The sequence below is a fragment of the Brevundimonas sp. FG8 genome, from assembly GCF_057808845.1.
This window is the reverse complement of the sequence record NZ_JBMDIU010000001.1, coordinates 517,501-541,254: the sequence shown is the minus strand read 5'-3', so window position 1 is coordinate 541,254 and position 23,754 is coordinate 517,501. Positions and strand designations below refer to the sequence as shown.

The 23,754-nt window shown below is 67.9% G+C and carries 21 protein-coding genes, 1 tRNA gene and 2 rRNA genes (1 of these 24 only partly in view); 11 read left to right on the top strand and 13 right to left on the bottom strand.

Features of this window, described 5'->3' with window-relative positions; genetic code table 11:
* The first annotated feature begins 65 nt into the window (after positions 1 to 65).
* Positions 66 to 788, top strand: a complete 723-nt coding sequence (locus ACODRV_RS02560; protein ID WP_488907298.1) for a murein L,D-transpeptidase catalytic domain family protein — start codon at positions 66 to 68, stop codon at positions 786 to 788.
* Positions 789 to 855: 67 nt separating this feature from the next.
* On the opposite strand, the gene ACODRV_RS02555 is transcribed toward ACODRV_RS02560, so the two are convergent.
* From ACODRV_RS02555 to ACODRV_RS02530, 6 genes are all read right to left on the bottom strand, one after another.
* Entirely contained in the window at positions 856 to 2,775 is a 1,920-nt protein-coding gene (locus ACODRV_RS02555; RefSeq protein WP_488907297.1) for a methyl-accepting chemotaxis protein, read from the bottom strand.
* Between the two features lie 232 nt (positions 2,776 to 3,007).
* Positions 3,008 to 3,181: a type II toxin-antitoxin system RelE/ParE family toxin gene (locus tag ACODRV_RS02550; RefSeq protein ID WP_488907296.1), complete on the bottom strand. Its 174-nt coding sequence runs from the start codon at positions 3,179 to 3,181 to the stop codon at positions 3,008 to 3,010.
* The gene (locus tag ACODRV_RS02545; RefSeq protein WP_488907295.1) at positions 3,169 to 3,366 is read right to left on the bottom strand and encodes a CopG family transcriptional regulator; all 198 of its coding nucleotides are present in this window, start codon (positions 3,364 to 3,366) and stop codon (positions 3,169 to 3,171) included. The genes ACODRV_RS02550 and ACODRV_RS02545 overlap by 13 nt, the downstream gene beginning before the upstream one ends.
* 73 nt (positions 3,367 to 3,439) lie before the next feature.
* Complete coding sequence (gene purD / locus ACODRV_RS02540) at positions 3,440 to 4,714, bottom strand: phosphoribosylamine--glycine ligase (RefSeq protein ID WP_488907294.1); 1,275 nt, start codon at positions 4,712 to 4,714, stop codon at positions 3,440 to 3,442.
* A 58-nt stretch (positions 4,715 to 4,772) separates the two neighbouring features.
* Positions 4,773 to 5,213, bottom strand: coding sequence for a hypothetical protein (locus ACODRV_RS02535; RefSeq protein WP_488907293.1), 441 nt, complete (start codon positions 5,211 to 5,213; stop codon positions 4,773 to 4,775).
* A 14-nt stretch (positions 5,214 to 5,227) separates the two neighbouring features.
* On the bottom strand, positions 5,228 to 5,386 hold the full coding sequence (locus ACODRV_RS02530; protein WP_168196792.1) for a hypothetical protein: 159 nt from the start codon (positions 5,384 to 5,386) through the stop codon (positions 5,228 to 5,230).
* A 98-nt stretch (positions 5,387 to 5,484) separates the two neighbouring features.
* Here ACODRV_RS02530 and ACODRV_RS02525 point away from each other — a divergent pair, with 98 nt between their 5' ends.
* From ACODRV_RS02525 to ACODRV_RS02505, 5 genes are all read left to right on the top strand, one after another.
* On the top strand, positions 5,485 to 8,124 hold the full coding sequence (locus ACODRV_RS02525; protein WP_488907292.1) for a TonB-dependent receptor plug domain-containing protein: 2,640 nt from the start codon (positions 5,485 to 5,487) through the stop codon (positions 8,122 to 8,124).
* 36 nt (positions 8,125 to 8,160) lie between these two features.
* Complete coding sequence (xseA, locus tag ACODRV_RS02520) at positions 8,161 to 9,771, top strand: exodeoxyribonuclease VII large subunit (RefSeq protein WP_488907291.1); 1,611 nt, start codon at positions 8,161 to 8,163, stop codon at positions 9,769 to 9,771.
* 48 nt (positions 9,772 to 9,819) lie between these two features.
* Entirely contained in the window at positions 9,820 to 10,020 is a 201-nt protein-coding gene (locus ACODRV_RS02515; protein WP_488907290.1) for a DUF2093 domain-containing protein, read from the top strand.
* Positions 10,020 to 10,856 carry a M23 family metallopeptidase gene (locus ACODRV_RS02510; RefSeq protein WP_488907289.1) on the top strand — a complete coding sequence of 279 codons (837 nt, stop codon included), beginning with the start codon at positions 10,020 to 10,022 and terminating at the stop codon, positions 10,854 to 10,856. The genes ACODRV_RS02515 and ACODRV_RS02510 overlap by 1 nt, the downstream gene beginning before the upstream one ends.
* Before the next feature lie 121 nt (positions 10,857 to 10,977).
* The gene (locus tag ACODRV_RS02505) at positions 10,978 to 11,478 is read left to right on the top strand and encodes a response regulator (protein WP_141626093.1); all 501 of its coding nucleotides are present in this window, start codon (positions 10,978 to 10,980) and stop codon (positions 11,476 to 11,478) included.
* Between the two features lie 6 nt (positions 11,479 to 11,484).
* Here the strand turns inward: ACODRV_RS02505 and ACODRV_RS02500 are convergent, their stop codons facing one another.
* Both ACODRV_RS02500 and ACODRV_RS02495 read right to left on the bottom strand, forming a co-directional pair.
* On the bottom strand, positions 11,485 to 12,414 hold the full coding sequence (locus tag ACODRV_RS02500; RefSeq protein WP_255431449.1) for a lysophospholipid acyltransferase family protein: 930 nt from the start codon (positions 12,412 to 12,414) through the stop codon (positions 11,485 to 11,487).
* Positions 12,404 to 13,174: an SDR family NAD(P)-dependent oxidoreductase gene (locus ACODRV_RS02495; RefSeq protein WP_488907288.1), complete on the bottom strand. Its 771-nt coding sequence runs from the start codon at positions 13,172 to 13,174 to the stop codon at positions 12,404 to 12,406. The genes ACODRV_RS02500 and ACODRV_RS02495 overlap by 11 nt, the downstream gene beginning before the upstream one ends.
* A 109-nt stretch (positions 13,175 to 13,283) precedes the next feature.
* Between ACODRV_RS02495 and tipF the strand changes: the two genes are divergently transcribed.
* The 5 genes from tipF to ileS all read left to right on the top strand — a co-directional run bounded on the left by tipF (position 13,284) and on the right by ileS (position 20,328).
* A complete protein-coding gene (gene tipF, locus ACODRV_RS02490; protein ID WP_488907287.1) occupies positions 13,284 to 14,552 on the top strand; it encodes a flagella assembly cyclic-di-GMP phosphodiesterase TipF in 1,269 nt (422 codons plus the stop codon).
* A gap of 384 nt (positions 14,553 to 14,936) precedes the next feature.
* Positions 14,937 to 15,806, top strand: a complete 870-nt coding sequence (locus ACODRV_RS02485) for a TIGR01459 family HAD-type hydrolase (protein ID WP_488907286.1) — start codon at positions 14,937 to 14,939, stop codon at positions 15,804 to 15,806.
* Positions 15,807 to 15,844: 38 nt separating this feature from the next.
* Positions 15,845 to 16,306 (top strand): MaoC family dehydratase, encoded by a 462-nt coding sequence (locus ACODRV_RS02480; RefSeq protein WP_141626089.1) that lies wholly within the window; start codon positions 15,845 to 15,847, stop codon positions 16,304 to 16,306.
* On the top strand, positions 16,306 to 17,274 hold the full coding sequence (locus ACODRV_RS02475) for a bifunctional riboflavin kinase/FAD synthetase (RefSeq protein ID WP_141628231.1): 969 nt from the start codon (positions 16,306 to 16,308) through the stop codon (positions 17,272 to 17,274). Before ACODRV_RS02480 ends, ACODRV_RS02475 begins: the two co-directional genes overlap by 1 nt.
* 126 nt (positions 17,275 to 17,400) lie before the next feature.
* Positions 17,401 to 20,328, top strand: coding sequence for an isoleucine--tRNA ligase (ileS, locus tag ACODRV_RS02470; RefSeq protein ID WP_488907285.1), 2,928 nt, complete (start codon positions 17,401 to 17,403; stop codon positions 20,326 to 20,328).
* Between the two features lie 54 nt (positions 20,329 to 20,382).
* Here ileS and ACODRV_RS02465 read toward each other — a convergent pair whose 3' ends face one another.
* The 5 genes from ACODRV_RS02465 to ACODRV_RS02445 form a co-directional block, all read right to left on the bottom strand.
* Entirely contained in the window at positions 20,383 to 22,104 is a 1,722-nt protein-coding gene (locus ACODRV_RS02465) for a M56 family metallopeptidase (RefSeq protein WP_488907284.1), read from the bottom strand.
* Entirely contained in the window at positions 22,101 to 22,475 is a 375-nt protein-coding gene (locus tag ACODRV_RS02460; RefSeq protein WP_141626086.1) for a BlaI/MecI/CopY family transcriptional regulator, read from the bottom strand. The genes ACODRV_RS02465 and ACODRV_RS02460 overlap by 4 nt, the downstream gene beginning before the upstream one ends.
* Positions 22,476 to 22,761: 286 nt before the next feature.
* Positions 22,762 to 22,838, bottom strand: a tRNA-Met gene (locus ACODRV_RS02455).
* Positions 22,839 to 22,917: 79 nt separating this feature from the next.
* Positions 22,918 to 23,032: ribosomal RNA gene (gene rrf / locus ACODRV_RS02450) — 5S ribosomal RNA — on the bottom strand.
* 84 nt (positions 23,033 to 23,116) lie between these two features.
* Positions 23,117 to 23,754: ribosomal RNA gene (locus ACODRV_RS02445) — 23S ribosomal RNA — on the bottom strand (it continues 2,150 nt past the right edge of the window).

Sequence of the window (23,754 nt, the reverse complement as noted above, 5' to 3'; positions counted from 1 at the left end):
GGTTGCCATTCCTGTCCGCTTTGAAACAAACTGTCGCTTCCTGTGAAACGTGCGAGGGGCGTCGCATGCGGCTGGCAAGACGTGGATTCATTCTGGGCGGCGCTGCTCTCCTTTCGGGCTGCGCCTCGGCGGCGGCGACCCGGCCGACGGCTGCCCTCCTGCCCCAGACCTCCGCGCAGCTCGCGCAGGTCCCGGCGCCCCGGATCGTCGTCGGCGCCGCGGAGCCCGAGGCCATCACGGCCCAGCTGAACTCCACCCGTCTGCTCGATCCGCGCGGTCAGGTTCGCCCCGAACTTATGGAACGCGCCCTGGCCGCCATGGACATCCACGGCCACAAGATCACCAGGCGCGACCGCATGTATCTGGTCGACTTCACCAAATTCTCGGGCGACGAGCGCCTGTATGAGGTCGATCTCGAGGGCGGCGCCGTCACCCTGATGCGCACCTGCCATGGCCGCGGCTCGGACCCGGACCACTCCGGCTATGCCCGGACCTTCTCCAACACCCCGGAAAGCTACAAGTCCTCGGTCGGCGCCTTCGCCACCGCCGGCGCCGGCTGGGGCGCCCAGCAGGGCCCGAACGTCCTGCTGGACGGGCTGGAGTACACCAACAACAACGCCCGCGAGCGCGCCATCATCGTCCACGGCGCCGACTACGCCGATCCGGACTTCCTGGCCCGCGAGGGCAAGCTGGGCCGCAGCTACGGCTGCTTCTCGGTCGCCCACACCGACCTGCCCCGCCTGCGCGAGCGCATGGGCGACGGCCGCCTGCTGTTCGCCTGGGCCTGACAGCAAAAGGCCGGGTCGGACATCGTCCAACCCGGCCCTTCACTTCGCTTCAGTCCGTAGTGGGACTTCAAAACTCCTCCCAGCCGTCCTCGGCCGGGTGAGACTGCGGCGCCGCACCGCCGTGTCCAACGGTCCGCATCTGCGGGACCGGCGCGTGACGCGCGGGGGCCGGGCGAGCGGCCGGAGCGCGTGACGGGGCCTGCGGTCCGCCGATCTTGAACTGTGACACGGACCCGGCCAGCACCTCGGCCTCCTGCGACAACGAATGGCTGGCGGCGGTCGATTCCTCGACCATCGCAGCATTTTGCTGAGTCACCTGATCCATCTGGTTCACGGCCGTATTGACCTGTTGCAGACCCGTGGCCTGCTCCAGCGCCGAGGCGGCGATCTCGGACACCAGTCCGTCAATCTCGGCCACTCGGCTGACGATCCGTTGCAGGGCCTCGCCGGTCTGGCCGACCAGATTGACGCCCGCGTTCACCTGCTGGGTCGAGGCCGAGATCAGCGTCTTGATCTCCTTGGCCGCGTCCGCCGACCGCTGGGCCAGAGCCCGGACTTCCGAGGCCACCACCGCGAAACCACGCCCGGCGTCGCCCGCCCGCGCCGCCTCAACGCCTGCGTTAAGGGCCAGCAGATTGGTCTGGAACGCGATTTCGTCGATCACGCCGATGATCTGGCTGATCTCCTGCGAGGACTTTTCAATCGCGCCCATCGCGCCGACCGCGTCGCGCACGACATTGCCGCTGGTCTCGGCGTCATCCTTCGCCGCCTGCACGGTCTGCGAGGCCTGACGGGCGCCGGCGGCGGTGCGGTTCACCGTGGCGGTGATCTCGTCCAGCGCGGCGGCGGTCTCCTCCAGCGAGGCGGCCTGCTGTTCAGTACGGCGCGACAGGTCGTCCGCCGCGATGCTGATCTCGCCAGAGCCCGAACGGATCGCCGAGACATTGGTCACCACCGCCGACATGGCCGTCTTCAACTGGGCGATGGCGGCATTGAAGTCGTTCTGCAGCTTCGCGTAGTGCGGCGGGAAGGTCTGGGTCAGGCTGTAGGTCAGGTCGCCCCGCATCAGGTGGTCCAGGCCTTCGCCCAGAGCCGCCACGACCACCGCCTGTTCGCGCGCGGCGGCTTCGGTCATCTGCTGGTTCTTCGCCCGCTCCGCCTCGGTGGCGCTGCGGTTGGCGACGGCCTCGGCCTCCAGACGATCCGCGGTGATCGCGGCCTCGCGGAAGACCTCCAGCGCCGCGGCCATCTGGCCCACTTCATCACGACGTTGCAGGCCCGGAATGTCCGAGGTCTTGTCCCCGGCGGCCAGCGCGCGCATCCGCGTCGACAGGGCCACGACCGGGCGCGAGACGGAACGGCCGATCAGCACGCCGCCCACACCCATGGCCGCGATCACCAGCAGCGCCATAGCGCCCAGTCCCAGCGCCGCCTTGGCCACCAGACCGATGATCTCGTCGGTATAGACGCCCGAGCCGATCACCCAGCCCCACGGCGCGAAGCCCTTCACGAACGAAATCTTCGGCGAGGCCTGCTCTTCGCCGGGCTTGTTCCACTGATACGAGACAAAGCCCTCGCCGTCGGCGCGGACCACCTGGACCATCTTCTGGAACATCCGTACGCCGTCGGCGTCGGTGTTGGCGCTGATGTCCGTGCCGTCCAGTTTCGGATTGGTCGGGTGCATCACCATGTTGGGATGCATGTCGTTGATCCAGAAATAGTCCTCGCCGCCATAGCGGAGGCTCTTGAGGGTGGCCTTGGCGGCCTCCTGGGCCTGGGCCTCGGTCATCAAACCGGCGGTCTGCTGGGCGTGATAGTGGGCCACCACGCTGTGGGCGACCTCCACCGTCTTGCGGGTTCGGTCCGCGACCTCGCCGCGCAGCGTGCTGTTCAGCTGCATCAACGACAGCCCCAGCACGATCAAAAGCCCCGCCACAGCGAGCAGGGTCAGCAGGCTGATGCGTTTGCCGATCGTCAGGGCTTTCATGGGGCGATCCGGGGCAGAGAAAGGGGGAGACATCCCAAATGCCATCGCTCTCTGAAAACCCGACTAATCAGCGGTTAGGCATAAGTCCGTATAGCTACGCTGCTTATGATGCTCGCGTGGGGGGAGGCGGCTCTTGTTCAGGCTGCCGCGCGGAGTGCCGGATCGTGAGGATGCGAACCTCTTCATCGGCGATCTCGTAGCGGATGATATAAGGCCGAACCGTCACCAACTCTCACACGCTCCCTCGCACAATGCGTCCGCGATCGGCGTGTTCGGTCAGGTTTCCTGCAGCTTCAATCAAACGCTCGGCCAGCTTCCGGGCCGCGGACACGTTGAAGGCTCGCACATAGTCACGAATGGCGAGCAGCTCTGACCGAGCACCCGGCGACCAGACTACTCGCCGCATTCGGGTGGCGGCGATGGCGTTTCATCGCCCCAGGTCCGAAGCCACCGGATCATCGCCTCATTGCTGATGAACCGCCCGGCCGCGACATCCGCCATGGCTTGCCGCTCGCGCGCGTCTTGAACAAGCGCGTCCTCGGCGTCGAAGCCTGGCGGCTCTTCGGCGAACTGTTTGTCGGCCTCGTCCATGCCCAAAGGCTAACACACCGGCCAGACCGCCGCACCTGCCCTCAATCTGGACGCGCAAAGCCTCAGCTCGCGCCTACTCCCGCTCCAGCGCGCGCCAGGCGATGTCGGTGCGGTAGAAACCGCCCGGCCAGTCGATCTTCCTGATCGCGGCATAGGCCCGCTCGCGGGCCTCGGCGATGTCCGCGCCACGGGCGCAGATGTTCAGCACCCGACCGCCGGCGGCGACCAGCTGGCCGTCCTCACGGCGCTTGGTGCCCGCGTGGAAGACCTGCACGTTCGGGCCGAAATCCTGTTCGGCGCCGCGGATGATCGAGCCCTCGACCGGGCTGTCCGGATAGCCCTGCGCGGCCATGACCACGCAGATCACGGTCTCGGACAGAAACTCCGGCAGCGTCGCCCGGCTCAGGTCGCCTCGCGCACAGGCCAGCAGCATCGGCACGATGTCGCCGCCCAGACGCATCATCAGCACCTGACACTCCGGATCACCGAAGCGGGCGTTGAACTCCACGACCTTGGGACCTTCAGCGGTCGACATCAGCCCGGCGTACAGGACGCCGCGATAGGGCATGCCCTCGGCGGCCATGCCGTCGATCACCGGCTTCACCACCTGGCGCTCGGCGGCCTCGACCAGCTCGGGGGTGAACACCGGCGCGGGCGAATAGCTGCCCATCCCGCCGGTGTTGGGGCCCAGATCGCCATCGTAGGCGCGCTTGTGATCCTGCGCCCCGCCCAGCAGGACATAGTTGCGGCCGTCCGAGAGGGCGAACAGCGAGCCTTCCTCACCGTCCATGAACTCTTCGATCACCACACGGGCGCCGGCCTGGCCGAAGCGGCCGCCCAGCATCCATTCGATCTCGCGCTCGGCCTCGCGCTTGGTGGGCGAGATGGCCACGCCCTTCCCCGCCGCCAGCCCGTCCGCCTTGATCACATACGGCGGCTTGAACACGGTCAGCGCCTGCCGCGCCTCGTGCAGCCGCTCATAGACGCCGAAACCGGCGGTCGGGATTTCGTGTCGTTCCATGAAGGCCTTGGAAAAGGCCTTGGAGGTTTCCAGCTGCGCCGCCTTGGCGCTCGGGCCGAAGCAGGGGATGCCCGCGGCGGCCAGCCGATCGGCCAGTCCCTGCTCCAGAGCGGTCTCGGGGCCGACGACCACCAGATCGGCGCGAATCTCGCGCGCCACCGCCGCCAGTTGTTCCGCGTCCGTCGCCTTGACCGCCACCAGCTCGCCCAGCGTCTCCATCCCCGGATTGCCCGGCGCGATGACGAGACGCTTCACGAGCGGCGACTGGGCGATTTTCCACGCCAGGGCGTGCTCGCGCCCACCCGATCCGACCAGCAGGATGTTCATGACAGCGCAACTACCGCACCTGCGAAGACGGTCAAGTCGTCAGGACGGTTAAAGCGCGTCAACGCGCGGGCGGCGGGGTCCATTCCGGCAGGGCCGCCAGCTGCGCCGCGCCCAGATCCGTGGTCAGATCGGTGAACTTGCCGTCATCATGTGCAATGCCCCTGACCTGGCTGACAGGCAACGACACCTTGCGGTCGCCCGCCCCTTCCAGTTCGATGATCACGTGGGTCAGCATGCCGTTGGCGTCCAGAACGAGGCTCTCGACGTCGCCGAGATCGGTATAGGCGGACGACACCAGATCAGCGTCCTCGAGTTGCTGGCGGGTCATGCCGAACGCCGGCGCGACGGCGTCCTGAACGGCCTCTGCCCTTTGTTCGGTCACGGGGGCGGGGGCGGCGCCCGGCGCGGGGGCCTGCACGACATCGTCAGTGGTGTCGGAACAGGCGCCGACGGCGAACAGGCTGGCGGCGGCGGCCGCGACGAGAGTGGTCCGGATCATCAGGGACTCCTTGGTCAGATCAGGGCGAAGACGATGTAGGCCACCCCGCCCAGCATCAGCAGTCCGCCGATCACCAGCCACAGGCCGGCCTCCGGCGAGCCGGTCCGGCGGCTCAGTTCGCGCTCGCCGGGGTCCTGATCAATAGGGTCTGTGTTGGGCGGGTCAGCGGCCATGTCTGAGCAAACGACCCACACCTGAACGATGTTCCCCTTGGCGCAAGGTCAAGCTTCACTCTGTCACTCATACGCAAGGCGGCTTAAACCGCCCGACCATGTTTGAGTTCTCCCCCCTCGACCGCCGCTTCACCCTCCTCGCCGGAGCCGCGCTTTGCGCCTTCGCCGGTCCCGTGCACGCCCAGACAGCGCCGTCGCCCACCGCGCTCGATGAAGTCGTCGTCACCGGCTCGCGCCTGTCCGGCGCCCATCGGCTGGCGCCGGTCGAGGTCATCGACCGCACCGATCTGGAAGCCGCCGCCGTCACGGACCCGGCCCGGATGCTGCAGCTGCTGACCGCCAACTCGGGCTCCGAGGCCCAGGTGGACCAGCTGAACCAGCCCCAGAGTTCGGGCACGGCCCAGTTCAACCTGCGCAATCTCGGGCTCGGTTCGACCCTCGTTCTTGTGGACGGTCTGCGCTGGACCTCAAGCGCGGCGGTCGCCACCGACGGCTCCGCCTATGTCGACATCAACAGCCTGGTCCCGCTGATCGCGCTGGAGCGGGTCGAGGCGTTCAAGGACGGCGCCTCAGCCGTCTATGGCTCCGACGCCGTGGCCGGGGTGGTCAACTTCGTCACCCGCACCGAGGTCGAGGGCGCCGAGCTGCGCGCCCGCTACGGCCTTTTGGACGGCGCCGAGGAAAGCCTGATCGAGGCGATCGGCGGCGCCACCGTTCTGGGCGGCGACCTGACGCTGGCGGGCTCCTGGGCCCACCGCTCGGCGCTGGGATCGAATGAGCGCGGCTTCACCCAGGCCGAAAACTACGGGCGCGCGGGCTGGACCGCCGTGACCAGCTACGGCCAGCCGGGCTCCTACTTCCGCCCGAGCGCGAACGGCTACGCCCCCGACCCCGACTGCACCAACGCGGCCTTCCCCAATGCCTTCCGCAACAGCCCGACAGACGCCTTCTGCCGTCTGGACTACTCGGACTTCTTCGACCTCGCGCCGGAGGAGACCCGGACCCAGCTGTTCGCCGACTGGCGCCGACCGGTCGGTTCTGTCGAGGTCCGGCTTCAGGCCGCATGGTCCTCGACCGGGACCATCGCCCGCCAGAGCCCGTCCCTGCCCATCCTCGCCCGCGCCCTGACGGTTCCGACCAACCACCCGGACAATCCGTTCGGCGAGGCCGTGCTGTTCCGGGGCCGCCTTCTGGGCGCCGAGGCGGGCGCGTCCGAGGCGACCTTCGACTACGAAACCTGGCGCATCGCGGGCGGCGTGTCCGGCCAGTTCGCCAATGGCTGGGACTGGGACCTGTCCGCGACCTCCAGCCGCCAGCACATCGCCTATGACAAGCCGGACACCATCGGCACGGCCCTGCAGAACGCCCTGAACGGTCTGGGCGGGGCGGGCTGCGATCCGGCGACGGGAACGCCCGGCGTCGGCCCCTGCCAGTGGTTCAATCCCTTCGGCAGCGCTTATCTGGGAACCGGCACGACCAACAGCCCGGCGCTGGTCTCCAGCCTGATCGGCTCAACGGGCCTGCGCGGCGCCTCGACCCTGACCACCGTTGATGTCCAGACCGACGGGCGCGCCTTCAGCTGGGAAGGCGGTCGTCTGGACCTCGCCTTCGGCGCCCAGTACCGCCTCAGCACCCTCCGTCATGACTGGAGCGATCTGGTCAATGCCGGTGACCTGCTGACCGCCGGCTATTCGCCCGACTTCGACGGCGACCAGGAGGTCTTCGCCGCCTTCGCCGAAGCCCGTCTGCATCTCGGCGAGCGCATCGAGGCCCAACTGGCCCTGCGCGAGGAAATCTATGACGGCGGCGCCGACGCTCTCAGCCCGCGCCTCGCCGTCCGCTGGGACGCCACTGATGCATTCGCCCTGCGCGCCTCGTGGGGTCAGGGCTTCCGCGCCCCATCGGTCTTCACCCTGTCGGGCGCACAGGCGTCGCAGCCGTCGGTGCTGGACCGGGGCGCCTTCGTCTTCGTCAACACCCTGACCACCGGCGATCCCGACCTGAAGCCGGAGGAGTCCGAAACCCTTACCCTCGGCGCGATCTGGACGCCCCTGCCCGGCCTGCGCCTCGGCCTCGACGCCTGGCGGATCGACTACACCAACCTGATCGTGAAGGAGTCGGCGCAGGCGATCATCAATCAGGCCGCCGCCGATGATCTGGCGGGACTGACCGGCACGGCGGCGCAGCAACGCGTCACCCGCGCGGGCAACGGGGCCCTGACCTTCGTGGACCTGCGCTTCATCAACGCCTCGTCCATCGAGACGCAGGGGCTGGACCTGTCCGCCCGCTACGCCCGCGAGCTGCTGGGCGGTGTCCTCTCCGCCGCCGCCACATGGACGTATGTGGACAGGTACGAAATCCGCCTGACGCCCGGGGCGGCGGCGACCTCGGGCCTCGGCTCGACCAATCTGAACACCATCGCCCGCTCCCTGCCGCAGGACCGGGGCGAGGTCTCGGTCGGCTGGAGCGGTCCGACCGACACCATCACCCTGCTGGCCCACTACACCGGCGGCTACAGTAACGACCGCAGCGGCGTCACCGACACCACCATCGACAGCTGGACCACCGTGGACCTTCACTACGTCCGCGCCGTCACCCCCTCGCTGGACCTGTCGCTCGGGGTGGTGAACCTCGCCGACTCCGATCCGCCGCTGGCCCAGTTCGCCCTCGGCTATGATCCGGTCGTCGCCGATCCGCGCGGTCGCATCGTCACCATCGGCCTCAGGAAGCGGTTCTGAGTTTCGCGGCGCATCCGACCTCGCTAACCTGACCGCATGACCGACGACTACGTCTTCGAGGGCCCGGCGGACGAACCGCCCGCGCCACGCGACAACAATCCGCCGCTGTCGATCTCCGAGCTGTCCTTCGCCCTGAAGCGCACGCTCGAGGATCGCTTCGGCCATGTCCGCCTGCGCGGCGAAATCTCGAAGGTGAACCACCACGCCTCGGGCCACGTCTATCTGACGCTCAAGGACGACAAGTCGGCCATCGACGGCGTCGTCTGGAAGGGCGTGGTGCGCGGCCTCGGCGTCCGGCCCGAGTCGGGGCTGGAAGTCATCGTCACCGGCAAGATCACCTCCTACCCCGCCCGCTCGTCATACCAGATCGTCATCGAAAGCATGGAGGCCGCCGGCGCCGGCGCCCTGCTGGCCCAGCTGGAGCGGCTGAAGGCCCGGCTGGCGGGCGAGGGCCTGTTCGAGGGGTCTCGCAAGAAGCCCATCCCCGCTTTCCCCGCCGTCGTCGGCGTGGTCACCAGCCCCACCGGCGCGGTCATCCGCGACATCCTGCACCGCATTTCCGAGCGCTGGCCCTGCCGCGTCATCGTCTGGCCCTGCGTGGTCCAGGGCGACGCCGCCGCCGGTCAGGTCGCCAACGCCGTGCGCGGCTTCGACAGCATGGCTCCCGACGGCCCCATCCCCCGTCCCGACGTGGTCATCGTCGCGCGCGGTGGCGGTTCGGTCGAGGATCTCTGGGCCTTCAATGACGAGGCGCTGGCCCGCACCGTCGCCGCCGCCTCCATCCCGATCATCTCGGCCGTGGGGCACGAGACGGACACCACCCTGATCGACTTCGTCTCGGACCGCCGCGCCCCCACTCCCACCGGCGCCGCCGAGATCGCCACGCCCGTGCTGGCCGACCTTCAGTACGCGGTCGCCGATTTCGAGCGTCGTCTGGCCCGCGCGGGTGGTCGTCTGCTCGAGGATCGCCGCACCCGCCTGCGCGCCGCCGCCCGCGGCCTTCCCGCCCGCCCCGAGGACCTGCTGGCCCTGCCCCAGCAGCGGCTCGACCTGGCCGGCAGCCGTCTCGGCTCGGCCCTGCACCGCAACGTCGCGGTGCATGAGCGGCAGCTGGCCGGAGCGTCGGGCCGTCTCAGCCCAATCCTGCTACGCCAGCGCGTACAGCGAGAGTCTGATCGCATCGCCGCGCTGACGGCTCGTCTCGGCAGCGGTCTGTCCTCGACTGTCGCGGGACGCGAGCGGCGATTGCTTCAGATCACGGGTCGCCTGTCGCCGGCCCCCCTGCATCGCAGGCTGGATCAACGCGCCGCTCGTCTTGAAGCCTTGAGTGAAAAGCTCGACGCGGTCATTCCCCGCCGTCTGGATCGCGACCAGACCCGCCTCGCCGCCCTGTCCCGCGCCCTGACCAGCCTCGACCCCAAACGGCCCAAGCCCGGCTTCGCCCGCGTCGAGGACGAGACGGGAGCCATGATCGCCTCCGCCGCAGGGCTGCACGACGGTCAGGCCGTCCGGCTGGTGTTCTCGGATGGATCGAAGGGCGCCCGCATCGACGGCGGCGAGGATACGCCGCCGCCCGCTCCCAGGCCGCGTCCTGCCCCTCCGCCGAAGCCGAAACCCGCCGCGCCGGGTCAGGGCGACCTGTTCTGAAACGGGAAACCCTTGGCGCCTCGCCACCGGCCAAGCTAGGTTAAGGCCATGGACCAGTCAGCCAATCCGCAGGCCACGCTTCACTACGGCGACGGCGAATTCGTCGTGCTCAAACCGGGCCGCTTCGTGACCTGCGCCGTCACCGGCAAGACGATCCCGCTGGAAAGCCTGCGCTACTGGTCCGCCAGCCTGCAGGAGGCCTACGCCGGTCCCGCCGAGGCCTTCCAGCGCCTGGGCCAGCAGCCCTGATGCTCGACCGCCGCGGTCTGCTCGCCGGCGGCGCGGCCCTGCTCGCCGCCGGCCAGGCCCGCAGCCAGACTCATGGCCAGACCACCGACCTCGATCTCGACGGCCGCTTCGTTCAGGGCGGCCACGTCATCGGCCGCACCTGGCCCCGCGCCCTGATCTTCGTCGATGGCGAGGCCCTGTCCGCCGCCTCCGCCGACGGCTGGTTCTTGGTCGGCTTCGACCGCGACGCGCCCGGCAGCGTCCAGATCGAGGCCCGTTCCGAAGCGCGCAGCGCCTCACGCACCCTCAGCGTCGCCCCCGGGCGCTTTCCCTCCACCGCCGTCAACGGCCTGCCGCCCTCGACGGTCGCGCCGTCCGACCCCGCCCTTCTGGCCCGCATACAGGAGGAGGTGCTGGTCAAGACCGAGGCCTTCTCCAGCCGTGTTGACGGCGACGGCTTCCGGGACGGCTTCGTCTGGCCGCTGGAGACCTACCGCGTCACCAGCCGCTGGGGCGCCCAGCGCGTTCTGAACGGCACGCCGGCCCGGCCCCACTACGGCATCGACCTGGCCGCGCCGCAGGGCTCGACCATCCGCGCCCCGGCGCCCGGCCGTGTGACCCTGGCCCGGTCGGGCATGCATTTCGAGGGCGGGCTGGTCCTGATCGACCACGGCCAGGGCCTGATCACCGCCTATCTGCACCAGTCCCGCATCGAGGTCCGTCCGGGGCAGGACGTCCTGCGCGGCGACCTGATCGGGCGTGTCGGCATGACCGGTCGCGCCACCGGCCCCCATCTCTGCTGGCGCGGAAAATGGCGGGACCGGAACATCGACCCATCGCTTCTGGTGAAAACCTGAACAAGCTTGGCCATTTACGCTGAAGTTGAAACGACGTTCGTCGATGGACGCGGGCCGAATCCGTCCCTAGACCTGCCGGACTCCGACGCGTTCACCGTCACCGATCCAAGCTGCCGTCCCGATGTCTTCGCTCGCCGCCCTTCAGGTTCTTCTGGTTGACGACAACCAGCACATGCGGGCGATCACCGCCGCCGTTCTCCAGTCTGCCGGCATCCGCAAGGTGCGCGAGGCCACCGACGGCGCCGCCGCGCTCGTCGTCCTGCGCGAGCATCCGGTCGATCTGGTGATCGTGGACTTCAACATGTTCCCGCTGGACGGGGTCGAGTTCACCCGTCTGGTCCGCAACAGCCCGGACAGCGCCAATCCCTATATGCCGATCATCATGATGACCGGCCACTCGGAGAAGAGCCGCGTCTATGAGGCCCGCGACGCGGGCGTCACCGAGTTCGTGGTCAAGCCGATCACGGCCAAGGCCATTCTGGACCGTATTCAGGCCGTCATTTTCCGCCCGCGTCCCTTCGTGAAGACCGACGGCTATTTCGGCCCCGACCGTCGCCGGGTTCAGTCTCCCGGCTTCAACGGTCCGTGGCGTCGCGCCCTGGATCAGTCGCGCGAAATCTGACCCGGTTCAGTCTTCCGGCGGCAGGGCGTCATAAACCGCCTGCGGCCAGCGCTTGTGCACCCAGAACCAGTCCTCGGGGACTTCGCGAACCCGATCCTCGACGAAGGTGGTGATCGCCTGCACGCCGCGCGCGATGTCGGCCTGTCTGTCACCGGTCGAGGGCACCTCGATCGGCTCATGCGCCGTCACCCGGAAACGGACGCCCGGCAGACGGACCACCGAGATGGGCTGCATCACCGTCCCGAACCGCAGCGCCAGCCGCGACGGTCCCGGCGCGGCGTTCACCGGCTGACCGAAGAAGGTCACTTCCGGCCCTTCGGAGAATTTCTGGTCGTTCAGCAGGGCGACGGACTCGCCGCGCTCCAGCCCGGCCAGCAACTCCCGCGCCCCGTCCCCGCCCTTGGGCGCGAACAGCTTGATGCCGTAGCGGGCCCGCGCATCGCGGATCTGCCTGTCCACATAGGGGTTGTTGGCCGCGCGATAGGTCACCTGCACCGGCGCCCCTGACGCCACCAGCACGGCCGCCATCACCTCGAAATTCGACAGGTGGCCCGACACGAAAACCACCGGCTTGCCGCTGTCGCGGATCGCCTCCAGCCGTTCCTTGCCGACGATCTCCAGCCGACCGCTCGCGGGGGTCAGTTGGTCCATCACCGCCGTCTCCGCGAAGCTGCGGCCGATCCGTTCCCATGCCTCCAGCGCCAGCGCCTCGCGCTCCGTCTTCGACATGTCGGGGAAGGCGATGCGCAGGTTGCGGGTCACCGTCTTGTGGGTGCCGACCTTCGGGCCCAGCGCGCGCAGCAGGGCGCCGCCGACGTTCGACGCCCGCTCCACGCCCAGCATCCGCATCAGGCCGACGAAGGCGGCGAAGCCCGCCCCCTCCAGCCGCCAGATCAGATCCTGGCCGAAACCGACCTTGTCGCCCTCACCAGGCAATCGTCAGCCCGCCGTCCACCACCAGCGTCTGGCCGGTCACATAGGCCGCGGCCTTCGAGCACAGATAGACCGCCGTGCCCGCGATCTCGTCCGGCTGACCGATGCGTTTCATCGGGTTCGGCTCGACCGTCACCTTCAGCACCTCCTCGTTCTCCCACAGATAGCGGGCGAAGTCGGTCTGGATCAGGCCCGGCGCGATACAGTTCACCCGCACATTCGACGGGCCGTACTCGACCGCCAGATTGCGGACCAGCTGCATGTCCGCCGCCTTGGACACGTTATAGGCGCCGATCAGGGCGTTGCCGCGCAGACCACCGACCGACGAAATGATCAGGATCGCGCCGTCCTTACGCTCCAGCATCTGCGGCGCGACCATCTGGGTCAGCCAGTGATTGGCCAGCACATTGTTGTGGAAGATCTTCTGGAACTGGTCGTCCGAGATGCCCGCCATCGGCCCGGCATAGGGGTTCGACGCCGCGTTGCAGACCAGAATGTCGATCTTGCCGAAGGTGGCGTTGGTCTCATCGACCAGACGCTGCAGCTCTTCCTTGGACGCGATGTTGGCCGGGATCGCCAGCGCCGTGCCCTCACCGTGCTTGGCGTTCAGGGCCTGCGCGACCTCATCGCACGGCCCGGCCTTGCGCGACGAGATCACCACCTTGGCGCCGTGCTCGGCCATCCGCTCGGCGATCGCCTTGCCGATACCCTTGGAGGAGCCGGTAATCACCGCGACCTTGCCGGTCAGATCGAACAATTCCATCGTTAACCTCGAATGCGTGGGGAGAATCCGTGTCCGGACCCTATGCGTATCGTCGTGATACCCCGATACTCGGGCGATTCCATCCGGGAAGGCGGAAACTCCGTAACCCATGCGCGCCATTACCAACGGCTTTTTGTTCTTCGGCTACCTGTTCCTGGCGATGACCGTCGGCGCCTTCCTTTGGCGCGCGGGTCTCGGCGGCGGGGCGGGCGTGGCCGGCGCCCTCGGCGCGGGGGGCCTGCTTCTGGCCGCCCACGTCATGCTGGTCGGCCGGACCCAGCGCGCCGCGCTCAAGAAAGAGATTGATCAGGTCCGCGAGGCGCACCGCCTGCTGGCCGACGCGATGGAGTCCACCCAGGGCGCGCTGACCGAACTGGCCCAGGCCATCGAGGCCGGCGCCCTGACCTCGACCGAGCAGCTGTCCGGCGAGGTCCGTATGCTGGAGACCCTGATCCAGCAGATGAGCGTCTCTCTCGACGAGCGGATGAGCCGCCCTGCGCCTGCCAGCGCCTTCGAGGCCCGCCATCAGCAGCAATCGAACGTCCTGCTGGCCACCATCCATGAGGCCCTCGCCGAGAACCGCGTGGACCTCTACCTCCAGCCGGTCGTCTCCCTGCCCCAGCGCCGGACCATCTTCTACGAAAGCTTCACCCGTCTGCGCGCCGCCGACGACCGGGTGATGATGCCCGCCGAATATCTGTCGGTCGCCGAAGGCGAGGGTCTGGTTCCCGCCATCGACAACCTGCTGCTGTTCCGCTGCGCCCAGATCGTGCGCCGTCTGGCCCGTCAGGATCGCAAGGTCGGCGTGTTCTGCAACGTGGCGCTGTCCTCTCTGGGCGACGAGACCTTCTTCCCGCAGTTCCTCGACTTCCTGTCCGAGAACCGCGACCTCAATCAGGCCCTGATCTTTGAACTGGGTCAGGCTGTCTTCGACGCGCGCGGCGCGGTCGAGGCCCGCAACATGGCCAAGCTGGCCGATCTCGGCTTCCGCTTCTCGATCGACAAGGTCCAGACGCTCGACCTCGATTTCGCCGACCTGCAACGCTCGGACGTCAAATTCCTCAAGGTCTCGGCCGACCTGCTGATCGAGCAACTGCTCGACCTCGATAACGGCCCGGCCATCCCGTCGCTGCGCGATATCCAGGCCGCCGATTTCGCCCAGTTGACCCGCCGCTACGGCATCGAGGTCATCGCCGAGAAGTGCGAGAGCGAGCGTCAGATCGTCGACATCCTCGAGCTCGACGTCTCCATGGGTCAGGGCCACCTCTTCGGCGAACCCCGCGCCATCAAGGAACAGGTGCTGGCCGAAACCGACCCGCCCGCCGAATTCCTGCGCTCCACCCTCCGCAGCGCCGAACAACGCCGCCGCTTCGGCTGACCGACGCTTCCCTCGCGTAGTCCAGCCGGACCGCGCCGCCCGTCTTCTGGCGGCGAAAAGCTTGAGCGCCCAGCCCCCCACCGGGTGGGAAGGACGAGCGCAAGACCCGGCGCCTGAGCCCTCTTCGGCACCCTACGACCAAATTTGACGCATGGCCCTGCTACACTGCGCGCAGTCGGGTCTTTGACAATCAAACCACTCAGGTTGAGCGCCTCGCCTCATCCCCCGCGCCGCGGGAAAAAGTGCACGATGTGCACTGCTTTTTTTTGTGAGTGCACTTTTTCAGCGTTTCCGGATTGCACGGATTACACTCTTCACACCCGGAATTTCGCGTGTAGCCGCTCGCCCTTCACCCGCGGCTCCCAACCGGCTATCTCCGACGACATGACCCCTCCCCACGCCCTCACCGGTCTCGGCGCTGTCGCCGGGGACTATGACATCCTGCTCTGCGACGTCTGGGGCGTGATCCATAACGGACGCGAAAGCTGGCCCGAGGCGTGCGAGGCGCTGGCGCGCTTCAACCGCGAGGGCGGGCACGTCATCCTGATCTCCAACTCCCCCCGCACCGGCCCCGGCGTCATCACCCAGATGGACGATCTGGGCGTGCCGCGCGAAAGCTGGAAGGCCGTGGTCACCTCCGGCGACGCCACCCGCGCCGAACTGGCCAGACGCGCGCCCGGCCCCGCCTGGCTGATCGGCCCCGACCGCGACGCCCCCCTGTACGAGGGTCTGGGCCTGACCACCGTTCCGAACGGCGACGAAGCCGCCTTCATCTCCGTCACCGGCCTCTACGACGACGAGGTCGAGACCCCCGAAGACTACCGCGAACGCCTCACCGCCGCCGCCGCGCGCGGGCTGGAGATGATCTGCGTCAACCCGGACCGCGTCGTTCAGCGCGGGGATCGTCTGATCTGGTGCGCCGGGTCGCTGGCCGACCTGTACGAACACCTCGGCGGTCGCGTCACCATGGCGGGCAAGCCCTACGGCCCCATCTACGACCGGGCGCTGAAGGAAGCCGCCGACCTGCTCGGCGGACCGGTCAACCGTTCGCGCGTCCTGTGCATCGGCGACGGGGTCATCACCGATGTTCTGGGGGCGGACAAACAGGCGATGGACTGCCTCTTCATCGCCCAGGGCATCCATGGCGACAAGGCGCGCGGCGCCGACGAAAAGCTCGATCCGGCCCGCGCGGCAGAGCTTTTGAAGGCTGAAACGACATATGCGCGCTACGCCATGCTCGATCTCGCATGGTGAGGATGGTCATTCCGTCGCACGGGCGCTAACACCGATTCATGGTTGATCTCGTTCATAAACATCCCTCGGGCGGCTACATCCTCGAGGAGCTTCGCGTCGGCATGATCGCCGAAAAGGTGATCCACGCGACCGAGGAGCGAATCCGCCTGTTCGCCGAGGCGTCGGATGACTTCAATCCGGTCCATCTGGATGAAGCCTTCGCCTCCCGGACCGCCTATCGCGGCCGCATCGCCCACGGCCTGCTGTCGGCCTCGTTCGGCTCTGCCGTGGTCGGAACCATCCTGCCGGGCGCCGGCTCGATCTACATCTCGCAGACCCTGTCCTTCCACCTGCCGGTGCGGATCGACGATGTGGTCACCATCCGCATCACGGTCGTGTCGGTCGATCAGGAAGGCGCCCGGGTCGAGCTCAACTGCGAAGGCTTCGTCGACGACAAGCTGATCATGGACGGCATAGCCACCGTCCGCGTCCCGCGTCGCCGTAAACCGTCGGCCCGTTGATCCGGATCGTCCGAGGCTGGCGCGACCTGCCCCCGGAACAGCGGGGCGCGGCCGTCGCCATCGGCGCCTTCGACGGCGTCCATCGCGGGCATCAGGCCGTCATCGCCGGCGCGCGCGAGGCCGCGGCCCGTCTGGGCGCGCCCCTCGCCGTGGTCAGCTTCGACCCGCACCCGCGCCGCTGGTTCCAGCCCGACGCCGCTCCCTTCCGCCTGATGACACCGGACCAGATGGCCCGCGCCCTCGCGCCACTGGGCGTCGACCGCCTCTACCTCCTGCCTTTCGACGGCGAGATGGCCGCCATGTCGGACGAGCAGTTCGCCCGCGATGTGCTCGGCGATGGTCTGGGCATCGCCCACGCCGCCGTAGGCTTCGACTTCACCTTCGGCAAGGGCCGGACCGGGTCTCCGGAAGCCCTGCGTCGCTATGGCGAGACCGCGGGCTTCACCGTCTCTGTCGCCGAGCGGCTGGATGACGCCGACGGGCTGAAGCTCTCTTCCTCCGCCGTGCGCGAGGCGCTCAAGGCCGGGGACATGACCCGCGCCACCGCCATTCTGGGCCGCCCCTTCGCGGTGCAGGGCGAGGTCATCCACGGCGACAAGCGCGGGCGCACCATCGGCGTGCCGACCGCCAATGTCAGCCTCGGCGGCTATATGCGCCCGGCCTACGGTGTCTATGCGACCCGCACCCGCCTGCCGGACGGCCGTGTGATCGACGGTGTCGCCAACCTCGGTGTCCGTCCCATGTATCCGACCGAGGACCCGCTGCTCGAGGTCTGGCTGTTCGACTTCAACGAGGACCTCTACGGCCAGACGGTCGAGACCGAACTGGTCGCCTTCCTGCGCGGCGAGCTGAAGTTCGACGGCCTGGACGCCCTCAAGGTCCAGATCGATCAGGACGCCGCCGACGCCCGCGCGGCGCTTCATCAGTGGCGCGGCGGCGAAGCCCCTGCTAGACCGCCTGCACCATGACCGTCCGCGTCCGTCTCCCGATTTCGATTAGCCGCCCGGCGTAGCGCTGCAGGGCCGTCGGCCCCGCGCACGTCGGGATATCCCATCGAAATCCACGCGAACGATCGACACGACGAGACCGACTTCATGGCTGACGCCGACAACAACACCCCCACCGGCCGCGACTACCGCGAGACCGTCTTCCTGCCCGAGACGCCCTTCCCCATGCGCGGCGGCCTGCCCCAGAAGGAACCGCTGATCCTCGAACAGTGGGGCGACCTCTACGGCGCCCTGCGCAAGCAGCGGCAATCGGAGGGCGCCCCCCTCTACGTCCTGCACGACGGCCCACCCTACGCCAACGGCGACATCCACATCGGCCACGCCCTGAACAAGACGCTGAAGGACTTCGTGGTCCGCAGCCGCTTCCTGCTGGGCTACGATGTCGACTACGTCCCCGGCTGGGACTGCCACGGCCTGCCGATCGAGTGGAAGATCGAGGAGCAGTTCCGCGCCAAGGGCCGCCGCAAGGACGAGGTCTCCAAGGACGAGTTCCGCGCCGCCTGCCGCGAGTATGCGGGCGAGTATATCGACCTGCAGCGCGACCAGTTCAAACGTCTGGGCATCACCGGCGACTTCGCGAACCGCTACGCCACGATGGATTACGCTTCCGAGGCCGCCATCGTCGCCGAGTTCCACAAGTTCAAGAACTCTGGCCAGCTCTATCGCGGCTCCAAGCCGGTGATGTGGTCGCCGGTCGAGCGCACGGCTCTGGCCGACGCCGAGATCGAGTACCACGACCACGTCTCGCCCACGATCTGGGTGAAGTTCCCGGTCACCGGCGCCTCGGACGATCATCCAGACGACCTGCTGAGCTTCCGCGCCGGCACGCCGTCGATCGTCATCTGGACCACGACCCCGTGGACCATCCCGGCCAACCGCGCCATCAGCTATGGCCCCGAGATCGCCTATGGCCTCTACGAGGTCACGGCCATGGAAGAAGGGCTGGAGTTCGAGCCCTGGGCCAAGCCGGGTGACCGCCTGATCGTCGCCGACAAGCTGGCCGAGGATGTCTTCAAGGCCGCGAAGATCGCAGCCTGGACGCGTGTGGACGACCTGAACCCGTCGGGTCTGGAATGCGCCCACCCGCTGGCCGCGCTGGACAGCGGCTACGGCTTCTCCGTGCCCCTGCTCGCCGGCGACCACGTCACCGACGACGCGGGTACAGGCTTCGTGCACACCGCCCCCGGTCACGGCGCAGACGACTTCGAGGTCTGGAAGGCCCACGGCCATCACGAGGTGCCGGACACCGTCGACCCGGACGGCGCCTACTACCCCTCCGTCCCGCTGTTCGCCGGCCTGAAGGTGCTGGAGACCGAGGGCAAGAAGACCGGCAAGTTCGGTCCCGCCAACGGCGCGGTGATGGAGAAGCTGATCGAGGCCGGCAACCTGCTTGCGCGCGGTCGTCTGGAGCACTCCTACCCGCACAGCTGGCGCTCCAAGGCGCCGGTCATCTTCCGCAACACGCCCCAGTGGTTCATCCGCATGGACCAGCCTCTGAAGTCCGGCGACACCCTGCGCGAGACCGCGCTGCAAGCCATTGACGACACCGCCTTCCACCCGGCTGCCGGGCGCAACCGCATCCGCTCGATGGTCGAAGGCCGTCCGGACTGGCTGGTCAGCCGTCAACGCGCCTGGGGCACCCCGCTGGCCATGTTCATCGACAAGCAGACCGGCCAGCCGCTGCATGATCCCGAGGTGGACGCCCGCATCGTCGCGGCCGTCGCCGAGCACGGCGCCGACATCTGGTTCACCGCCCCGGACAGCGAGTTCCTGGGCGCCCACGACGCCTCGCGCTTCGAGAAGGTCGAGGACATTCTGGACGTCTGGTTCGACTCCGGCTCGACCCACGCCTTCACCCTCGACCCGCGCCTGCCCGGGAACGGCTACACCGGCGATCGCCCGGCCCACTGGCCCGCCGACCTGTATCTGGAAGGCTCGGACCAGCACCGCGGCTGGTTCCAGTCGTCGCTGCTGGAAGGCTGCGGCACCCGTGGTCGCGCCCCGTTCAAGGCGATCCTGACCCACGGCTTCACCCTCGACGAGAACGGCGAGAAGCAGTCGAAGTCCAAGGGCAACACCACCGATCCGCTGACCGTCATCAAGGAGTCGGGCGCCGACATCCTGCGTCTGTGGGTGGCGCTGGTCGACTATTCGGAAGACCAGCGGATCGGCAAGCAGATCCTCCAGACCACCGTCGACGCCTATCGCAAGCTGCGGAACACCGTCCGCTACCTGCTGGGCGCCCTGGCCGGTTTCGACGAGGCCGAGCGCCTGCCCTACGACCAGATGCCGCCGCTGGAGAAGTTCGTCCTGCATCGCTTGCACGAACTGGATGCTCAGGTCCGCGCCGCCTACGGCGAGTACCGCTTCCAGGATGTCGTCCGCCCGGTGCTGGAGTTCTGCTCCAACGACCTGTCGGCCCTCTACTTCGACGTTCGCAAGGACAGCCTCTACTGCGACCGTCCCGACAGCATCCGCCGTCGCGCCGTCCGCACGGTGATGGACGAAGTCTTCGCCCGCCTCACCGCCTGGCTGGCCCCGCTGACGCCGTTCACGATGGAAGAGGCCTGGACCACCCGCTTCCCCGACGCCGGCTCCAACTGCGCCCGCGTCATCCCGCAGACGCCGGCGGAATGGGAGAACGTGGCGGAAGCGGATCGCTGGGCCAAGGTTGTACGGGTGCTCGACCTCGTCACCGGGTCGCTTGAAGAGTATCGCCGGGACAAGACCATTGGTTCAGCGTTGGATGCTGCGCCTGAAGTCGGCCTGACCGCCGAGGATTATGCAGCATTTGATGGGATTGATCCGGCAGAAGTTTTCCGGACCAGCATGGCGACCATCCGCGTCGACTCTGTGATCGACGGCGGCATCTCGTTCCAGTTCAAGAAATCGGACCATCCGAAGTGCGCCCGCTCCTGGCGCAAGGTGCCCGACGTCGGCTCCGATCCGGACTACCCGGATCTGTCGGCCCGCGACGCCGACGCCGTCCGCTTCCTGGACGCACAACGCCCATAACAGAACGGCCCCGCCCGAACCCGGGCGGGGCCGCCTTGCTTTCAGGCCTTCCGATCAGGCCTCGCGCGATCGGGCTCGCAGGTCCCGGGCGCGGGCGGTCATCTCGTCCGCCCGCCGCAACAGGGTGGGCGACAGGGCCTGTAGTTCAGCGTCGGTCACCGGGTGCCCATCCGCCCGCTGGCGCGCAATGACGCGCTGACGATAGGCCGGATCGCGCAGACGCTCGGCCTCCCGCCGCATTTCGCGAGCGCCCTGTTCCATCTGATCCGCGCCCAAAGCCATGTTCACGCGCGCATCGGCTCGAGCGTTGGCCGCCTCGACGCGAGCGGCGGCGGCGTGTTCACGGGCGACGGCCGCGGCGTCACGGGCGCGGCTGGCGGCCTCCTCGGCCCGGCGGACCTGAGCGGCGATTTCCGGGCGTTGTGCACGGGCCTCGGCGCGAGCGCGGTCAGCCTCGGCTCTCGCCCGCGCGGCGTCGGCGCGGACCGAACGAGCCGCTTCACGGGTGGCTTCTTGTCGTGTCACCTGACGGCCGTCCTGCCAATAGGCCCTGACCGGCGCCGGAGGCGGAGGCGGAGGCGGCGGAGGGGCCGGAGGCGCGGGCGGCGTCGCGAAGACAGCGGCCCCCTTTTGGAGGGCGGGTGGAGCCGGAGGGGCCGGTGGCGCTGGCGGAGCGGTCCGCGCCGGCGGCGGCGGGGGAGCCGGCGGGGCCGGAGGCGCGACCAGCCGCAGGGTCTCCCCGTCCCGCACGATCACGGTCGTGGTCTCCTGCGACGATGCGGATACCGGGCTGTCAGGCGGCACGTTCTCCGTCAGTTCAACGGCGGCCAGAGGCGTCGCCACAGCCACCAGACCACCAACGGTCAGGGCCAGGAACAGCGGACGGGACGGCAGGGAGCGAGGCGTTTTCATGATGCGTGCGATCCTTTTGGAAAGAGAGCGGGCGGGGCCGGTCATGCCCAGAGCGGAAGAGGTGGCCGGGAGCTGGCCGAACTCGGCGGCGAGACCGACGAGGGTGCGGGCGTAGGCGCCCGGTTCGAGATGCTCGAGCGCCGCGGCGTCTGCGGCGTCTTCCGTTCGGGCCGCCAGCCGGGAATGCAGCCACCAGACCAACGGGTTAAACCAGAAGAGAGCCACGGCCGCGCGGGAGAGCAGCAGGAACAGCCAGTCCCCGCGGCGGATGTGAGCCAGCTCATGAGCCAGCACAGCCTGAGCGCATTCCGGACGGGCGGCGAGTTCCTCGCTGATGAGCACCACCCCGGGCGGCAGCCCCCAGCTCAGAGGTGCGGGCGTGGACGCCGACGCGATCAAACGGGGGCGCCGTCCGCTGGACAGGGCGTCCAGCGTGGTCGTCCAGCGGGATGCGGTCACGGGATTGCCGGCCCGGGTCCAGTGAAAAAGCGTCAGAAGGCCCAGAGCAAAGCGGCCCAGCACCAGCGTCACACCCACAGCCCAGACAGCCGGCGCCACAAGGCTCGGCGACGGATCGAACACCGAGGCGGAAAAGGCGACGCCGCCGACCGGACCGATGTTCCCGCTCCACAGCGGCGCCGTGGCGATTGCCGTCACCGGCTCCGAAGCGGGCAACAGGGGCACCGACAGCGCGGGCAGCACCAGCATCAAAACCGGCAAGGCCAGCAGCAGCAAAACGGTAGCCCTCAGCATATCCACCGCCTCCGTCGCGGGACGCCCGCGCAACGCCGCCGAGATCAGCAGCCCCACACCGGCGATCAGGCCGGACTTGAGAAGGAGTTCGATAAACAGGGTGACGGTCATGCGTCCCGGTCCCCGGCATCGTCGATCGCCCGGCGAAGAGCCTGGATTTCTTCCGGTTTCAGGGAACGGGTCAGGCCCAGCAATGCCGTCGCCGCGCTGGCCGCCGAACCCGCGAAGAAGGTGTCGACCATTCGACGCAGAGCCCCCGTCGCCAGCGCCTCCGGCTCCGGCGCGGGGCGGTAGACCACCCCGCCCTCGCCTGGTTCCCGACCGACGAGCCCCTTGGCTTCCAGACGGGCCAGCAGGGTCCGAACAGCGGAATCACTGAGCGGATCGGTCAGGGCGGCGCGGACCGCGCCGGTCGTCCCCTGTTCAAGGCGACACAGGGTCTCGAACACTTCGCGCTCCCGCCTGGGCAGCGTCTCGATCATTGCAGCATTCCCTGTCCACTACATCTGTAGCGCTACATTTGTAGCGAATTGCGTCAGGATCAGGGCGGCCGGATGAACTCCGGGAAAGATGGCTCCGGAAGGCCGGCGCCGCTGGCGTGAGGCTTGTGCGCCCTTGCCATCGCTCTGGTTGCTCCGGCAACTTCGGCAATGCCATGCCTATCAGGCACGACGTGAGGCCGCGCCGGCATCGGCGCCCTTAGCGGCGGCCTGGATCTGAACGTCAAAAAGCCCCGCAGCGTTTGGCATGCGGGGCTTTTTGCAAGTTTGGGTGCGGGAGCAGGATTTGAACCTGCGACCTTCAGGTTATGAGCCTGACGAGCTACCGGGCTGCTCCATCCCGCGGCAGGGTGGTGTGTGAAGGAAGGTGTTTCGAGGATCGATCTTTTGGGATCGAGTGCAATACTTTCTATCCGACTGGTAGACCCGGCGGCGACCTACTCTCCCGCGACTTAAGACGAAGTACCATCGGCTCTGGAGGGCTTAACGACCGAGTTCGGAATGGGATCGGGTGGGGAACCTCCGACATAGCCACCAGGTCAACCAGGCGGATAGAAGGATTGCGAAGAAGACATTGTCAGCCTTGCGTTGTTGCAAGGTAATCGAATGAGTTTTGCTGAGAAACGATCAAGCCGATCGGATTATTAGTACCAGTAAGCTTCATGGGTCGCCCCACTTCCACACCTGGCCTATCAACGTGGTAGTCTTCCACGATCCTCAGCGAAGCCTTGTTTTGAGGTTAGTTTCCCGCTTAGATGCTTTCAGCGGTTATCTATTCCGTACATAGCTACCCTGCTGCGCAGCTGGCGCCACGACAGGTCCACCAGAGGTACGTCCATCCCGGTCCTCTCGTACTAGGGACAGATCCTCTCAAGCTTCGAACACCCACGGCAGATAGGGACCAAACTGTCTCACGACGTTCTGAACCCAGCTCACGTACCACTTTAAATGGCGAACAGCCATACCCTTGGGACCTGCTCCAGCCCCAGGATGTGATGAGCCGACATCGAGGTGCCAAACTTTGCCGTCGATATGGACTCTTGGGCAAAATCAGCCTGTTATCCCTAGAGTACCTTTTATCCGTTGAGCGATGGCCCTTCCACGCGGGACCACCGGATCACTATGGCCGACTTTCGTCTCTGCTCGACTTGTCAGTCTCGCAGTCAGGCGGGCTTATGCCATTGCACTCGACGACCGATTTCCGACCGGTCTGAGCCCACCATCGCGCGCCTCCGTTACACTTTAGGAGGCGACCGCCCCA

Excerpts from the sequence above, each read along its gene's own strand:
- ACODRV_RS02465 (WP_488907284.1), bottom strand. The coding sequence starts at position 22,104 with ATGACCGTCACCCTGTTTATCGAACTCCTTCTCAAGTCCGGCCTGATC.
- xseA (WP_488907291.1), top strand. The coding sequence starts at position 8,161 with ATGACCGACGACTACGTCTTCGAGGGCCCGGCGGACGAACCGCCCGCG.
- ACODRV_RS02555 (WP_488907297.1), bottom strand. The coding sequence starts at position 2,775 with ATGAAAGCCCTGACGATCGGCAAACGCATCAGCCTGCTGACCCTGCTC.
- ACODRV_RS02525 (WP_488907292.1), top strand. The coding sequence starts at position 5,485 with ATGTTTGAGTTCTCCCCCCTCGACCGCCGCTTCACCCTCCTCGCCGGA.
- ileS (WP_488907285.1), top strand. The coding sequence starts at position 17,401 with ATGGCTGACGCCGACAACAACACCCCCACCGGCCGCGACTACCGCGAG.
- ACODRV_RS02530 (WP_168196792.1), bottom strand. The coding sequence starts at position 5,386 with ATGGCCGCTGACCCGCCCAACACAGACCCTATTGATCAGGACCCCGGC.
- ACODRV_RS02515 (WP_488907290.1), top strand. The coding sequence starts at position 9,820 with ATGGACCAGTCAGCCAATCCGCAGGCCACGCTTCACTACGGCGACGGC.
- ACODRV_RS02535 (WP_488907293.1), bottom strand. The coding sequence starts at position 5,213 with ATGATCCGGACCACTCTCGTCGCGGCCGCCGCCGCCAGCCTGTTCGCC.
- ACODRV_RS02510 (WP_488907289.1), top strand. The coding sequence starts at position 10,020 with ATGCTCGACCGCCGCGGTCTGCTCGCCGGCGGCGCGGCCCTGCTCGCC.
- ACODRV_RS02485 (WP_488907286.1), top strand. The coding sequence starts at position 14,937 with ATGACCCCTCCCCACGCCCTCACCGGTCTCGGCGCTGTCGCCGGGGAC.
- ACODRV_RS02460 (WP_141626086.1), bottom strand. The coding sequence starts at position 22,475 with ATGATCGAGACGCTGCCCAGGCGGGAGCGCGAAGTGTTCGAGACCCTG.
- ACODRV_RS02480 (WP_141626089.1), top strand. The coding sequence starts at position 15,845 with ATGGTTGATCTCGTTCATAAACATCCCTCGGGCGGCTACATCCTCGAG.
- purD (WP_488907294.1), bottom strand. The coding sequence starts at position 4,714 with ATGAACATCCTGCTGGTCGGATCGGGTGGGCGCGAGCACGCCCTGGCG.
- ACODRV_RS02495 (WP_488907288.1), bottom strand. The coding sequence starts at position 13,174 with ATGGAATTGTTCGATCTGACCGGCAAGGTCGCGGTGATTACCGGCTCC.
- tipF (WP_488907287.1), top strand. The coding sequence starts at position 13,284 with ATGCGCGCCATTACCAACGGCTTTTTGTTCTTCGGCTACCTGTTCCTG.
- ACODRV_RS02560 (WP_488907298.1), top strand. The coding sequence starts at position 66 with ATGCGGCTGGCAAGACGTGGATTCATTCTGGGCGGCGCTGCTCTCCTT.
- ACODRV_RS02505 (WP_141626093.1), top strand. The coding sequence starts at position 10,978 with ATGTCTTCGCTCGCCGCCCTTCAGGTTCTTCTGGTTGACGACAACCAG.
- ACODRV_RS02550 (WP_488907296.1), bottom strand. The coding sequence starts at position 3,181 with ATGCGGCGAGTAGTCTGGTCGCCGGGTGCTCGGTCAGAGCTGCTCGCC.
- ACODRV_RS02545 (WP_488907295.1), bottom strand. The coding sequence starts at position 3,366 with ATGGACGAGGCCGACAAACAGTTCGCCGAAGAGCCGCCAGGCTTCGAC.